The sequence below is a fragment of the Mycolicibacterium sp. XJ1819 genome, from assembly GCF_053483675.1.
In genome coordinates, this window is sequence record NZ_JBEFST010000003.1 from 224,173 (window position 1) to 238,124 (window position 13,952).

Genomic DNA, 13,952 nt, shown 5'->3' on the forward strand with positions numbered 1-13,952 from the left:
AGCTCCCTTCGGTTGCCTTTTCCGATAGTGCCAGAACGGCGGGTCCGCAGGTCTGGGGCGAACTGTGTGTACGGACGTGACAGGATGGGAACCAGCATTCGACCACCTGCGACAGATCGATCGAGGGAGCCCACCCAACATGGCCATCTCCGTTCAGATGCCCGCACTCGGCGAGAGCGTCACCGAGGGGACTGTCACCCGCTGGCTCAAGCAGGAAGGCGATACGGTCGAGCAGGACGAACCGCTGCTGGAGGTCTCCACCGACAAGGTGGACACCGAGATCCCGTCCCCGGCGTCGGGTGTGCTGACGAAGATCGTCGCGCAGGAGGACGACACCGTCGAGGTGGGCGGTGAACTCGCGGTCATCGGCGAGGCAGGCGAATCCGACGGCCAGGCCGAGGAAAAGGCCGAAGAGCCCGCCCCGGAGCCACCCCAGGAACCCGAGCCCGCGCCGGAGCCGGAGCCCGAGCCCGCACCTGAGCCGGAGCCAGAACCCGAACCCGCGCAGTCGTCGGGCGGCGGTGAGACCACCTCGGTCACGATGCCCGAACTCGGCGAGTCGGTGACCGAGGGCACGGTGACCCGCTGGCTGAAGAAGGTCGGCGACAGCGTCGAGGTCGACGAGCCACTGCTCGAGGTGTCCACCGACAAGGTCGACACCGAGATCCCGTCACCGGTGGCCGGCACGCTGGTGTCGATCACCGCGGAGGAAGACGACACCGTGGCGGTCGGCGGCGAGCTGGCCAAGATCGGCCAGGCCGGCGCCGCACCGGCCGAAGAGCCCGCACCGCAACCCGAGCCCGAACCAGAACCAGAACCGGCGCCCGAGCCGGCCCCCGAACCCGAACCGCAGCCGGCACCGGCACCGGCACCGGCACCGGAGCCCGCACCTCAGCCGGCGCCCGAGCCCGCCGCCCAGTCGCAGCCGTCGAGCCAAGCGGCGCCGTATGTGACTCCCCTGGTCCGAAAGCTGGCGGCCGAGAACAACATTGACCTCGCCACGGTGAAGGGCACCGGCGTCGGCGGCCGAATCCGCAAGCAGGACGTTCTCGCCGCGGTCGAGGAAAAGAAGGCGCCCGCACCCGCGGCCGCCGCCTCCGCGCCCGCCGCACCGGGTAGAGGTGCGCCCGCACCGGAGCCCGCCCTGGCGCACCTGCGCGGCACCACCCAGAAGGCCAACCGGATCCGGCAGCTGACCGCGAAGAAGACCCGCGAATCCCTGCAGGCCACCGCGCAGTTGACGCAGACCCACGAGGTCGACATGACCAAGATCGTGGCGCTGCGCGCGCAGGCCAAGGCCAGCTTCGCCGAACGCGAGGGTGTCAACCTGACGTATCTGCCGTTCATCGCGGTCGCGGTCGTCGACGCGCTGAAGGCACATCCGAACATCAACGCCAGCTACAACGAGGAAACCAAGGAGATCACCTACTACGACGCCGAGCACCTCGGCTTCGCGGTGGACACCGAGCAGGGTCTGCTCTCCCCGGTGGTCAAGAACGCCGGCGATCTGTCCCTGGCCGGGTTGGCACGGGCGATCGCCGACATCGCCGCACGCGCGCGCTCCGGCAACCTCAAACCCGACGAGTTGGCCGGCGGCACGTTCACCATCACCAACATCGGCAGCCAGGGCGCGCTGTTCGACACGCCGATCCTGGTGCCGCCGCAGGCCGCGATGCTGGGCACCGGAGCGATCGTCAAGCGTCCTCGCGTCATCGAGGACGAGTACGGCAACGAGTCGATCGGCGTGCGGTCGGTGTGCTACCTGCCACTGACCTACGATCACCGGCTGATCGACGGCGCGGACGCGGGCCGCTTCCTGACCACCGTCAAGCGTCGACTCGAAGAAGGTGCGTTCGAGGCCGACCTCGGCCTGTAAGAAAGGCGGGCGCCAGTCGTGTCCGAGGCCGTCATCGCGGTTGCGGGGTCTTCCGGGCTGATCGGTACCGCGTTGGTGTACGCGCTGCGCGCCACCGATCACCGGGTGATCCGGATCGTGCGCCGACCACCGTCGAACGCCGACGAGGTGTACTGGAATCCCGACACCGGTGAGTTCGACCCGAGCCGGCTGAGCGGTGTCGACGCGGTGGTGAACATGTGTGGTGTCAGCGTCGGTGACAAGCGCTGGTCGGGGGCGTTCAAGCAGAGCCTGCGCGACAGTCGCATCGCCCCCACCGAGGTGTTGTCCGCCGCGGTCGCCGAGGCCGGGGTGCCCACGCTGGTCAACGCCAGCGCCGTGGGTTATTACGGCGACACCGACAGCCGCGTCGTCGACGAAACCGCCCCGGCCGGTGAGGGTTTCCTGGCCCGGCTGTGCGAGGACTGGGAGGCGGCCACCGCGGCCGCGGCCGCCGACGGTGTGCGGGTGGTGCTGGTGCGCACCGGGCTGGTGTTGGCCCCGACAGGCGGGGTGCTGGGCCGGATGCGGCCGGTGTTCTCGCTGGGCCTCGGCGCGCGCCTGGGCGACGGCCGCCAGTACATGCCGTGGATCAGCCTGGAAGACCAGGTGCGGGCGCTACTGTTCGCGATCGACGACGACCGGTTGTCCGGTCCGGTCAACCTCACCGGGCCCGCGCCGGTCACCAATGCCGAGTTCACCGCGGCGCTGGGCCGGACACTCAACCGTCCCACCCTGTTCACGGTGCCCGGCTTCGCCCTGCGGGTCGCCCTGGGCGAATTCGCCGACGAAGGTCTGCTCTTCGGGCAGCGGGCGATCCCCGCTGCGTTGGAGCGCGCGGGATTTCAGTTCCACCACAACACAATCGGCGAGGCGCTGACGTTCGCGACCACGGCCGAGGGCCGATGAGTACCGTTTCAGTGGTGGCAACATCGATCCGGTCGGCCACGTCGCCGATCGAGGTACGACATCTGGGCACCGTGGACTACGAGCACGCGTGGCAGTTGCAACGCGAAGCGGCCGAGGCCCGCATCGGCGGCGGTCCGGACACCTTGCTGTTGCTCGAGCACCCGCCGGTGTACACCGCGGGCAGGCGCACGCTGCCCGAGGAGCGGCCGCGCGACGGCGTCCCGGTGATCGACACCGACCGGGGCGGAAAGATCACCTGGCACGGGCCCGGACAGTTGGTGGGCTATCCGATCATCGGCCTGGCCGAACCGCTGGATGTGGTGAACTTCGTTCGCCGCCTTGAAGAGTCGCTGATCCAGGTGTGCGCGGGCTTCGGGTTGCAGACGCGCCGTGTCGAGAGCCGCTCCGGGGTGTGGGTGCCGCCGGACGATCGGCGGCCGGCTCGCAAGGTGGCCGCCATCGGCATCCGGGTGGCGCGTGCGACGACGCTGCACGGCTTCGCGCTGAACTGCGACTGCGATCTGGCCGCGTTTTCCACGATCGTGCCGTGCGGTATCGCCGACGCCGGCGTCACGTCGTTGTCGGCCGAACTCGGGCGCCGGGTCGGCGTCGAGGACGTCATGGAACCGGTGGCCTCGGCAGTCGCGGACGCCCTCGACGGTCGCCTGGTAGTAGCGTGGACGTAGTGACGGTAACTCCGGAAGGTCGCAAGCTGCTGCGTCTCGAGGTGCGCAACGCCGAGACGCCGATCGAGCGCAAGCCGCCGTGGATCAAGACCAGGGCGAAGATGGGCCCGGAGTACAAGGAACTCAAGGCGCTGGTGCGCCGCGAAGGGTTGCATACTGTCTGCGAGGAAGCGGGCTGCCCGAACATCTTCGAATGCTGGGAGGACCGCGAGGCGACCTTCCTGATCGGCGGCGAACAATGCACCCGTCGCTGCGATTTCTGCCAGATCGACACCGGCAAGCCCGCCGAGTTGGACCGTGACGAACCGCGCCGGGTCGCCGAGAGCGTGCAGGCGATGGGGTTGCGCTATTCGACGGTCACCGGGGTGGCACGCGATGACCTGCCCGACGGCGGCGCCTGGCTCTACGCCGAGACCGTGCGCGCCATCAAGAAGCTCAACCCCAACACCGGCGTGGAGTTGCTGATCCCGGATTTCAACGGGCAGCCCGAATTGCTCGAGCAGGTCTTTGAGTCACGCCCGGAGGTGTTGGCGCACAACGTCGAAACCGTGCCGCGCATCTTCAAACGGATTCGCCCGGCGTTCCGCTACGAGCGCAGCCTCGAGGTGTTGACGGCCGCGCGCGACTTCGGCCTGGTGACCAAGTCCAACCTCATCCTGGGCCTGGGCGAGACACCAGAAGAGGTCCGCACCGCCCTGACCGACCTGCACGACGCGGGCTGCGACATCGTCACCATCACCCAGTACCTGCGGCCGTCGGCGCGTCACCACCCGGTGGAACGCTGGGTCAGGCCCGAGGAGTTCGTCGAGCACGAGGAGTTCGCGAAGCAGGTCGGCTTCTCCGGGGTGCTCGCCGGTCCGCTGGTGCGCTCGTCGTATCGGGCGGGTCGGCTGTATGCCCAGGCAGCCACTTCTCGGCCCGCCGTATCCTGAGAGAATGGCGAAATCGCGCAACCCCGAGGCCCTGAAGGCGGCGAAGGCCGAGGCGAAGGCGGCCCGTAAGGCGGCGTCCAAGCAGCGGCGCAGCCAGCTGTGGCAGGCATTCCAGATCCAGCGCAAGGAGGACAAGCGCCTCCTGCCCTACATGATCACGGCGTTCGTCCTGATCGTGGCGGGCTCGGTGGTGCTGGGAGTGATGGCGGGTGGATTCACCACCTACCTGATGATCCCGCTGGGCGTCGTGCTCGGGGCGCTGGTGGCGTTCATCATCTTCGGCAGGCGCGCGCAAAAGGCGGTCTACCGCAAGGCCGAGGGCCAGACCGGCGCGGCGGCGTGGGCGCTGGACAACATGCGCGGTAAGTGGCGGGTGACCCCGGGCGTCGCTGCCACCGGCCATTTCGACGCCGTGCACCGGGTCATCGGGCGCCCCGGGGTGATCTTCGTGGCCGAGGGGTCCCCGTCGCGGGTCAAGCCGCTGCTGGCTCAGGAGAAGAAGCGCACGGCGCGACTGGTCGGCGACACCCCGATCTATGACGTCATCATCGGCAACGGCGAGGGTGAGGTCCCGCTGGCCAAGCTCGAGCGCCACCTCAACCGCCTGCCGGCCAACATCACCGTCAAGCAGCTCGACGCCCTGGAGTCACGACTGGCCGCGCTCGGCACGAAGGCCGGTCCCGCCGCGATGCCCAAGGGTCCGCTGCCGACACAGGCCAAGATGCGCAACGTGCAGCGCACCGTGCGCCGCCGCTAACCCTCCTCGGCTGGCCTGGACGCCTGACGCGCGCCGAACGTCAATTACCGCGCCATTTTTTGGCGGTTTTTCGAGCACAACTTGACGTTCGACCGAGCATGAAACCGACTGGATCGCCACTTTCGTCCAATGAAACATGGAGTGGCCCTTCCTCGGCACCGAGGCCGTAGCGTCCGGCGCCGTCAACCGCTATCAACTCGCCACGCGCTATGACCAGCTGTTCCGCAACGTGTACGTACCCAAAGACGTGGAACTGACGCCGGTCGACAAGGCGGTCGGCGCCTGGCTCTGGTCGGGACGACGGGCTACCGCCGCGGGTCTGTCCGCGGCCGCTCTGCACGGGACCAAGTGGATCGACCTGGAGCTACCCGCTGAGCTCAACCGGTACAGCCGGTTCCGGACCTCGGGCATCCTCCTGCACAGCGATTCCCTGGCGGACAGCGAGGTCGGTGTGGTCAACGGAATACCGGTCACCACGCCGGCGCGAACCGCATACGACCTCGGCCGGCGGCGCGTGCTGACCACCGCGGTGATCCGGTTGGACGCCGTGATGCAGGCAACCGGCCTCAAGCCCTGGGAGATCGCGGCGGTCGCCGACCGCCACTGTGGCGCGCGCAGAATCATCGCGCTGCGCGAGGCGATCGATCTGTGCGATCCCGGCGCCGAGTCGCCCCAGGAAACCCGTACCCGCCTCGTTCTCACTGCCGCAAACCTGCGGCCGACGCACACCCAGATCGAGGTGTACGACGATTACGAGTTCGTGGCACGCATCGACATGGGCTACCCGGAGTGGAGAGTCGGTGTCGAGTACGACGGCACCCAACACTGGGAGGACCCCGACGTCCGCAATCGCGACATCGAACGACAGGCCAAGCTGGAGGCGCTCGGTTGGCGGATCATCCGCGTCAACGCCGACATGCTGCGGTACCGACCGCACGTCATCGTCGCGCGAACCCGGGCCGCGCTCCAAGCCGCGGGCCGAAACGTGTGACCGAACCTGTACTCGAACGTTGAGTTGTGTTCGAATTCCGCGCGAATTTTCGCGCGGTAATCAACGTTCGCGCCGCACCAGGAAGACACCTAGCGGCGGATTACCGCCGTCTTCGTGAAGCGGTCCTGATAGCCGCGGAAGTCGCTGTCGGTGAACAGTGCGGGAATGACCGGCACGATCAGCAGCATGCGTGCCAGGGCCCGCCCGATGCCGACGTGTTCGCGGTGGTCGACCGAGGCCACCCGCAGACCCAGCGCCAGCTGGCCCGGGGTGAAGCCGAACAGCCGGACCGAAACCGTGCCGACCACCACCCAGATCGCCAGGGTGACCAGCCGCGCGTTCAGCGAGTACTGCAACTGTTCCGGGGCCATCAGCCCCAGCGGCACCGCGAAGCCGGTCAGACCGACCGCAATGAACCAGTCGATGAGCAGCGCGGCGATGCGCCTGCCGAACCTCGCTATCGACCCGGGGCCGGACTCGGGCAGACCGAGACGCTGGCCGGGGTAGTCGTTCGATCCGGTATCACTGCCGGACCCGAAGCCGGGCATCCAAGAGCCCACAGTGCGCGCCATACTGTCAGGATATGTGGGACCCGTCCGGGTCCACCGGCCGCCAGCGACCACCGCCGAGGCGACATTGCGTAACTTCGGCGCAACATGCGGTTGACGACCGTGCAACATCGTGTCCTTAGCGTCAACGCGCGGGTTACCAGACATAAGGAGAGTCTTGGATGGCAGAAAAGACGGCCGACGACATCATCAAGCAGATCAAGGACGAAGACGTACAGTACGTCGACATTCGCTTCTGTGATCTGCCGGGCGTCGTCCAGCATTTCTCGGTGCCGGCTTCGGTGTTCGACGAAAGCGTTTTCGAGGACGGCCTGGCGTTCGACGGGTCGTCGGTGCGCGGCTTCCAGTCGATTCACGAATCGGACATGATGCTGCTGCCCGATCCCCAGACCGCATGCATCGACCCGTTCCGTGAAGCGAAGACGCTGAACATCAACTTCTTCGTGCACGACCCGTTCACCCGCGAGGCCTACTCCCGCGACCCGCGCAACGTCGCCCGTAAGGCGGAGAACTACCTGGCCAGCACGGGTATCGCCGACACCGCCTACTTCGGCGCCGAGGCCGAGTTCTACATCTTCGACTCCGTGTCGTTCGACTCGCGGATGAACGGCACGTTCTACGAGATCGACTCCGAGGCGGGCTGGTGGAACACCGGCGAGCCGGTCGAGTCCGACGGCAGCGCCAACCGCGGCTACAAGGTGCGCCCCAAGGGCGGCTACTTCCCCGTCGCGCCCTATGACCACTTCGTCGACCTGCGCGACGAGATGTGCACCAACCTGCAGAACGCCGGTTTCGTGCTGGAACGCGGCCACCACGAGGTGGGCACCGCCGGCCAGGCCGAGATCAACTACAAGTTCAACACGATGTTGCACGCCGCCGACGACCTGCTGCTGTTCAAGTACATCATCAAGAACACCGCGTGGCGGGCGGGCAAGACGGTGACATTCATGCCCAAGCCACTGTTCGGCGACAACGGCTCCGGTATGCACGCGCACCAGTCGCTGTGGAAGGAGGGCCAGCCGCTGTTCCACGACGAGTCGGGCTACGCGGGCCTGTCCGACACTGCACGCCATTACATCGGCGGCATCCTGCACCACGCGCCGTCGCTGCTGGCGTTCACCAACCCGACGGTGAACTCCTACAAGCGGCTGGTTCCCGGTTACGAGGCGCCGATCAACCTGGTGTACAGCCAGCGCAACCGCAGCGCATGCGTCCGCATCCCGATCACGGGCAACAACCCGAAGGCCAAGCGCCTCGAGTTCCGCTGCCCGGACAGCTCGGGCAACCCGTACCTGGCGTTCGCGGCGATGCTGATGGCCGGCCTCGACGGCATCAAGAAGAAGATGGAGCCGCAGGCCCCGATCGACAAGGACCTCTACGAGCTGCCGCCGGACGAAGCCGCCAGCATCCCACAGGCCCCGACGTCGCTCTCGGCGGTCATCGACAATCTCGAGGCGGACCACGACTACCTCACCGAGGGCGGGGTGTTCACCGAGGATCTGATCGAGACCTGGATCTCCTACAAGCGGGAGAACGAGATCATGCCGGTGCAGATCCGACCGCACCCCTACGAGATCGCGCTGTACTACGACGTCTGATCGCGGCTGACCATTCGGGCCGGGCGAACTTTCGACGCGCCCGGCCCGGATGGCGTTAGGGTCTGTCAATGACGACCCTGGACAACCGTTTCAACACGTACTCCCCCGCGGCCCTGACCGCCTTTCGCGTCATCTTCGGTCTGTTGTACGCGATCCACGGATCGATGAAGCTGTTCGGCTGGCCCCTCGGCGAGTCGGTCCCGGTCGGCAGCTGGCCGATGTGGTGGGCCGGCCTGATCGAACTGGTTGCCGGCTTGTTGATCACCGTGGGGCTGTTCACCCGCATCGCGGCGTTCATCGCCTCCGGCGAGATGGCCGTCGCGTACTTCTGGCAGCACTGGCCGCCGCTGGAGGGTCCGTCCCAGAGCTTCTGGCCGATGGCCAACGGCGGCGAGGCGGCCGTGATGTTCTCCTTCGCCTTCCTGCTGCTGGCCACCATGGGCGCCGGCGCCTACTCCATCGACGGCCGACGCCGGCCCGTCGGCACGACCACTACGGGGTCCGCGCCGCGGGCCGGCTTGTTCAGCCGCTTCCGCCGCTAGCGTCAGGCGGTCACGAACTCCAGCGCGGTCACCGTTCCGTCGCCGAAGTTGGTGATGTAGATGTGCTGGCCGTCCGGGCTGATGCCGATGGCGTTGGTGCTCGTCAACCCACCTGTCGGGCTGTCGTCGAAGACGATGACATCCAGCACCTCGCGGTTGACGGTGTCGACCACGGTGACGGTGCCCGCCTGAGCATTGACGACGTATATGAGGCTCTTGTCCGGGCTGAGCGCCACATAGGTCGGCAGCGGGCCGACCGCAACGCCGTCCACCTCGGGTGTGCCGGGATCGAGGTCGACGAGAACGGGATCCCCCGACTGGATGTCGACGATGGTGAGCACGCCGTCGACGTCCGAGAGGTCGGGGTCGGTCGGGTCGTAGCTCGACATGTCGAAGGTCGGAACGTAGAGGAAGCTTCCGTCACTCCAGGCGTAGCCCGCATAGCGGCCCAGCGTCACGGGATCACCGACCACCTCATTGGTGACCGTGTCGACGGTGAACGCTTCGCTGTCGTACGTGACCTCCGGGCCCTCCTCGCCCGGCGTTATCGTCTGCACGGCCTGGATGACGTACAGCCGGCTGCCGTCCGCGTTGAATGCGCCGCCCAGCAGGAACTTGACGGTCGTGGCGCCAGTGTCGGGGTCCTGTACCGGTGCACTCAGCCCGGGCGACACATCAACGTCGTCGATGATCGTGTTGTATGTCGGGCTGGTCGGGTCGGCGTCGATGACGTGCAGGTCCCCGTTCTGCTGGTCGACGACGTAGATCCGCTTTCCATCGGGGCTGGTGATCGGATATAAGCCGCCAGGGAGGTCGATTGGATCGCCGACAACCGTGTTGGTGGTGGTGTCGATCACCGTCACTCTCGGCTGGCCACCGTAATAGTCCGGGCTGACCACGTAGAGCCGATCGCCGGCCAGTGCGCCGAACGCCGCGTTCGGTCCGCCCTCGATGGTAGTCACCACCTGGTTGTAGTCGGCCTCCTCCGGGTCGGCTCCGATGACGGTGATGGAGCCGTTGCCCACCCCAGAACCCGCGCTGAGCTCAGTATTCATCACGTAGGCGTACCTGTCGGTGACCACCACGCCAGCCGGTTCTGAGCCGACGGGAATAGCCTGTTCGCTGACCACGAAGTCGCCGGCCGGCGGATCCGGCAGCGTCATCGTGTAGTCCGGCCCCTCGGCCAGCGCGGCGAACGACACCGTGCGCAGCGAGAAGGTCTGCATCTGCTGGTCAGCGGTGGTGACCTGCAATCCGACGAAGTCGTCGGTATCGAGGCCGAGCGCGGCGCGCAGTTGCGCGGCCTGCGTCGGGGTCAGCGAGATCTCGTACTCGCCGGTCTCGGCGTTGTAAACCTCGGTGAACGTCCAGTACTTCGGCGCGAAGCCCTCGGCCACCGTGACATTGACGACCTTCGTCGGGTCGAACTTCAACTCGGCCTCGACAGTGCCGTCCTCCTGCGGTGTCGGCGGCTGCGTGACGTCGGGCTGGGTCGGGTCGTCCTCGCCCGCGGCGACGATGCTGACGGTCACCGAGGCGGACTTGCGGTTGAAGCCGAACAGGCCGCCGGGGTCGCCGGCCGTGATGGTGATGGTGTCCTCGCCGTCCCAACCGGTCTCCGGCGGCGTGTAGGTGAAGGTGTTGGGCCCCGTCTTGACGACGGTGCCGTCCTCGCCGTTGGCAGCCGTGAACGTCAGCGGATCGCCGTCGGGATCGAACGCGTCGACGTCGGGTGCCTCGGTGTCGACGGTGATCGTGAAGGTGCCGTCCTCGTTCTCGTCGACCTGTGCGCCTGTGATGACCGGCGCCTGGTTGGAGAATGTGCGGGTGAAGGGCGAAAATTGCCGGCGCACGAACGCCAGGAGCCCGAGGAACAGCGGGTTCTCACCGGACGGTGTGGACGGGCCGCCGAGGATGCCCGACAACACGCTGTCCACGATGCGAAGCGGCAGTGTGAACAGCGCCGTGATCGGGTCCTGGGCCGCCGGTGCCGGCTCGTCGAGCGCCAGCGTGCGCAATGTCTCGGTGTGAGAAGGCGATTCGTCGACAGCGGCGGTGGTGAACGACTCGACAGAGATGTCGTCGCCTTCGGGTGCCTGCGGCGTTTCGGTGAGATCGACGTTCACGTCGGTGTTCGACCCGAGCTGTTGGACTGTCTGTTGGCCCTGCTGCTGGGCTCCCTGCGACTCGGCAGGGAGGTTTGCCGGCGGCCCATCGCCGCCGCCCGTGGGCGGTGCGTCGCCGTCGCCGGACGGATCGATGACGTCGCCGCCCTGCTGCTCCTCCTCGCCGGCGTCGAGCGCGTCGTCGATCTCGAGGTTCTCTTCGAGCTCCGTGTCTGCCTCGAGGTCGTCGACGGCGTCGGCCGGTTCGGTCAGGGCGGCGCCGTCGCCCCCTTGGTCACCGGTCTGCTGGCCCTCGTCCCCCGGCGTCTCGTCGGCCGGGGCGTTCTGTGACGCCTCCGTCTTCGTATCGGTCTGACCGGACTCGTTCGCCTCGGCAAACGCGATCGCCGGCCCGTTCGCCACGGCAGCGCCGATCCCGAGCGCCACTGCCAGCGCGCCGACTCGACCGATGTACGCGGAGTACTTCATATTCATCCCTTTTTCCCGGCCGCGACCGGCCGCACGTGGTTGTCGATTCGACGCTAAGGGTCAGACGGCGGAAAGGAATCGGGTGTTTCCCTATGAACGATCCCCAATCCAGCAAAGTCGCTATAGGGTCGCGCCGACTGCCGGGCGGCTATTTCGTTGCGTTGGCAAGCTTGCGAAGCGTCAAACCTGCAGACCTGGCCTTGAGCGCATATTCTGACGTCCCACCGATGCCAGGAGCTGCCGTGACATCGCCTGCGACGGAAGCAACCACAGTCGCGGGGATGGTCGTGCGGTGAACGAATCGGCAACCAAGCTCAAGATCGACGAACTTCTCGATCGCGCATCCCAGGCGATCAGCGAAGGCGACCGTGCCACCGCCAGTGGCCTCGCGAGGCGAGTGCTGTCCATGGACAGCGGCAACGCCGACGCCGAGGAGCTGCTCGCCATGCCGGTGGAGCACGGCGAAATCCGGCGCCTCACCTTGCTTTTCGCCGATCTGGTCGACTCGACCGAACTGTCGACCCGCGTCGATCCGGAGCGATACCGGACCGCGGTCGGGCTCTTTAAGGAGCGGGTTCGAGACGTCATCGCGCGATACGACGGACACATCAGCTCCACGAAGGGGGACGGCCTGCTGTGCGTGTTCGGTCACCCCACCGCACACGAGAACGACGTCGAACGCGCGGTGCTGGCCGGTTTGGATATCGCCGGTGAGACCGCACGGCTGAGCGACCGCATCCAACGTCAGTTCGGCTTCGAGATCGCCGTCCGGGTTGGCATTCACCGCGGGGTTTCCTATCTCGACGTCGAACAGGACGACGTCTACGGGCTGGCCGCGAACATGGCCGCCCGGGTGTCGGGTCTGGCACCGCCGGGAGAGGTCGTCGTCTCTTCCGCCGTCGAAGCGCTGATCGGGCACCTCTTCGACACCCACCAACTGCCTGCCCGGTTCGTCAAGGGCGTGCCGACGCGCTGCTGGACTGACCCGCCACTCAGTCGAGTCGTAAGTCCTTGCGAAACCGTTTCATACCGTCGATCTTCTCGGCCAGCGAAGCCTGCGGTCCGGCGTAGAACATCCACGGCATGGTGACGATTCCGTCGATACCGCCCGCCTCGGCCCTGTCGTAATGCTCGGCCGTGAAGGCGTCGGTCAGTGGGGTGAGGACAGTGAAGTTTTCCATCGACATGCCGTTCTCCGCCCGCAGCTCACCCAGTCGGGCCACCCGTTCCAGTGCCCGGTCGGTGGTGATCAGGTCGCCGATCCAGCCGTCGTGGCGGGCCGCACGGCGCAGCGCGATATCGGAGAGTCCACCGACATAGACCGGGATGTCCGGCGGTGTCGGTTCCATCTCCAGTCGCGGCGTCTGATAGAACTCGCCGTCGAACTCCGTCCAGCCCGGCTTCCACAGCTCCTTCATCAGTTCGAGCATCTCGTCGGTGCGCTTACCGCGGCGATCGAACCGCTGACCCATCAGCGTGAACTCTTCCTCGCACCAGCCCACACCGATACCGAGTTCCAGCCGCCCCTCGGCCAGAACCGCGGCGGTGCCGATGGATTTCGCCGCCGAGTACGGGTCGCGCATCGCGGGCAGATACACCGTGGTGACGAACCGCAACCGCGTGGTCACCATCGCGAGGGCGCCGATCAACACCCACGGATCCGGCCAGTCGGTGAACGGCTCCCACCGTCGCTTCCCATCTTTGGTGTAGGGGTACGGCGTCTGGAGTGTCTCGAGGTTGACGACGTGGTCTGGGATCCCGAGTCCGTCGTAGCCGAGTTCGTCGGCAGCCCTGGCGATATCGGCGACTTCGGTGGTATTCAGGAACGCCAGGCTGACATAGAACTTCATCCTGCGTCGCGCGCCCACGCCGGCGTGATGAACACACCCTCGGCCTCGACGGTGATGCCGTCGGCGTCACTCAGAGCGCCCCGGGCGAACGTCTTGGGCCCCTCGGTCCGCTCGACGAAGGCTTCGGCCCGCAACTGGCCCAGTGGCGTTCCGCGTAGATAGCGCAGGGAGATGGTGCCGGTGAACCGGGGCTGGGTCAGCCCGTCACTGGCCACCTCGCCGAGCACGTGGTCGAGCACCAGCGCGCAGATACCGCCGTGCACCCAACCGGGCGGGCCCTCGTAGACCGGACCGAGGACGAACTCACTCCAGCAGCGACCGTCGTCCTCGTGGTGGATGGTGATCGGTGGGGCGATCGCGTTGCGAAGTCCCACTGCGGGATTGGCCCATGTCACCGGACGCCCGGACGGTTCGAGGCGCACCGGCACGCGCTCCGAACCCCGCTCGCGCTCGAGCAGCTCGGTGACCGCCTCGATCCGCCGCTGGGCGTCACGCACGGTCTCCGCTGCGGCGTCGGTATGAATCGCCGCGTCGATGAGCCTGCGCACCGCATCGGTCAGCGGGGTGTACAGCGCACGCTGCCGCTCGTACTCCTGCTCGCTGATCGTCTCGAAACCGAAATCCATGCTC

General features: G+C 67.1%; 13 protein-coding genes. 9 read left to right on the plus strand and 4 right to left on the minus strand.

Annotation, left to right across the window (positions count from 1 at the left end):
- Nucleotides 1-139 precede the first annotated feature (139 nt).
- From sucB to ABQE89_RS04650, 6 genes are all read left to right on the plus strand, one after another.
- Nucleotides 140-1,876, plus strand: coding sequence for a 2-oxoglutarate dehydrogenase, E2 component, dihydrolipoamide succinyltransferase (gene sucB, locus ABQE89_RS04625; RefSeq protein ID WP_448414596.1), 1,737 nt, complete (start codon nt 140-142; stop codon nt 1,874-1,876).
- 18 nt (nt 1,877-1,894) lie between these two features.
- On the plus strand, nt 1,895-2,803 hold the full coding sequence (locus ABQE89_RS04630) for a TIGR01777 family oxidoreductase (RefSeq protein ID WP_448414598.1): 909 nt from the start codon (nt 1,895-1,897) through the stop codon (nt 2,801-2,803).
- Nucleotides 2,800-3,489 (plus strand): lipoyl(octanoyl) transferase LipB, encoded by a 690-nt coding sequence (lipB, locus tag ABQE89_RS04635; RefSeq protein ID WP_448414600.1) that lies wholly within the window; start codon nt 2,800-2,802, stop codon nt 3,487-3,489. Before ABQE89_RS04630 ends, lipB begins: the two co-directional genes overlap by 4 nt.
- On the plus strand, nt 3,489-4,421 hold the full coding sequence (gene lipA / locus ABQE89_RS04640) for a lipoyl synthase (protein ID WP_448414602.1): 933 nt from the start codon (nt 3,489-3,491) through the stop codon (nt 4,419-4,421). Before lipB ends, lipA begins: the two co-directional genes overlap by 1 nt.
- Nucleotides 4,422-4,425: 4 nt before the next feature.
- Nucleotides 4,426-5,178, plus strand: coding sequence for a DUF4191 domain-containing protein (locus ABQE89_RS04645; RefSeq protein WP_448414604.1), 753 nt, complete (start codon nt 4,426-4,428; stop codon nt 5,176-5,178).
- A 136-nt stretch (nt 5,179-5,314) separates the two neighbouring features.
- Nucleotides 5,315-6,169: an endonuclease domain-containing protein gene (locus tag ABQE89_RS04650; RefSeq protein WP_448414605.1), complete on the plus strand. Its 855-nt coding sequence runs from the start codon at nt 5,315-5,317 to the stop codon at nt 6,167-6,169.
- An 89-nt stretch (nt 6,170-6,258) separates the two neighbouring features.
- Here ABQE89_RS04650 and ABQE89_RS04655 read toward each other — a convergent pair whose 3' ends face one another.
- Entirely contained in the window at nt 6,259-6,741 is a 483-nt protein-coding gene (locus ABQE89_RS04655; RefSeq protein ID WP_448414607.1) for an RDD family protein, read from the minus strand.
- A 158-nt stretch (nt 6,742-6,899) separates the two neighbouring features.
- On the opposite strand from ABQE89_RS04655, the gene glnA reads away from it, so the two are divergent.
- Nucleotides 6,900-8,336, plus strand: coding sequence for a type I glutamate--ammonia ligase (glnA, locus tag ABQE89_RS04660; protein WP_448414609.1), 1,437 nt, complete (start codon nt 6,900-6,902; stop codon nt 8,334-8,336).
- A 68-nt stretch (nt 8,337-8,404) separates the two neighbouring features.
- Nucleotides 8,405-8,878, plus strand: coding sequence for a DoxX family protein (locus ABQE89_RS04665; RefSeq protein WP_448414611.1), 474 nt, complete (start codon nt 8,405-8,407; stop codon nt 8,876-8,878).
- Between the two features lie 2 nt (nt 8,879-8,880).
- Here the strand turns inward: ABQE89_RS04665 and ABQE89_RS04670 are convergent, their stop codons facing one another.
- Nucleotides 8,881-11,472 (minus strand): Ig-like domain-containing protein, encoded by a 2,592-nt coding sequence (locus ABQE89_RS04670; protein WP_448414613.1) that lies wholly within the window; start codon nt 11,470-11,472, stop codon nt 8,881-8,883.
- 292 nt (nt 11,473-11,764) lie between these two features.
- On the opposite strand from ABQE89_RS04670, the gene ABQE89_RS04675 reads away from it, so the two are divergent.
- Nucleotides 11,765-12,562, plus strand: a complete 798-nt coding sequence (locus ABQE89_RS04675) for an adenylate/guanylate cyclase domain-containing protein (RefSeq protein WP_448414615.1) — start codon at nt 11,765-11,767, stop codon at nt 12,560-12,562.
- Here the strand turns inward: ABQE89_RS04675 and ABQE89_RS04680 are convergent.
- Both ABQE89_RS04680 and ABQE89_RS04685 read right to left on the minus strand, forming a co-directional pair.
- Entirely contained in the window at nt 12,465-13,322 is an 858-nt protein-coding gene (locus ABQE89_RS04680; RefSeq protein WP_448414823.1) for a TIGR03619 family F420-dependent LLM class oxidoreductase, read from the minus strand. The genes ABQE89_RS04675 and ABQE89_RS04680 overlap by 98 nt on opposite strands.
- Entirely contained in the window at nt 13,319-13,948 is a 630-nt protein-coding gene (locus ABQE89_RS04685; RefSeq protein ID WP_448414825.1) for a PaaI family thioesterase, read from the minus strand. The genes ABQE89_RS04680 and ABQE89_RS04685 overlap by 4 nt, the downstream gene beginning before the upstream one ends.
- Nucleotides 13,949-13,952 lie beyond the last annotated feature (4 nt).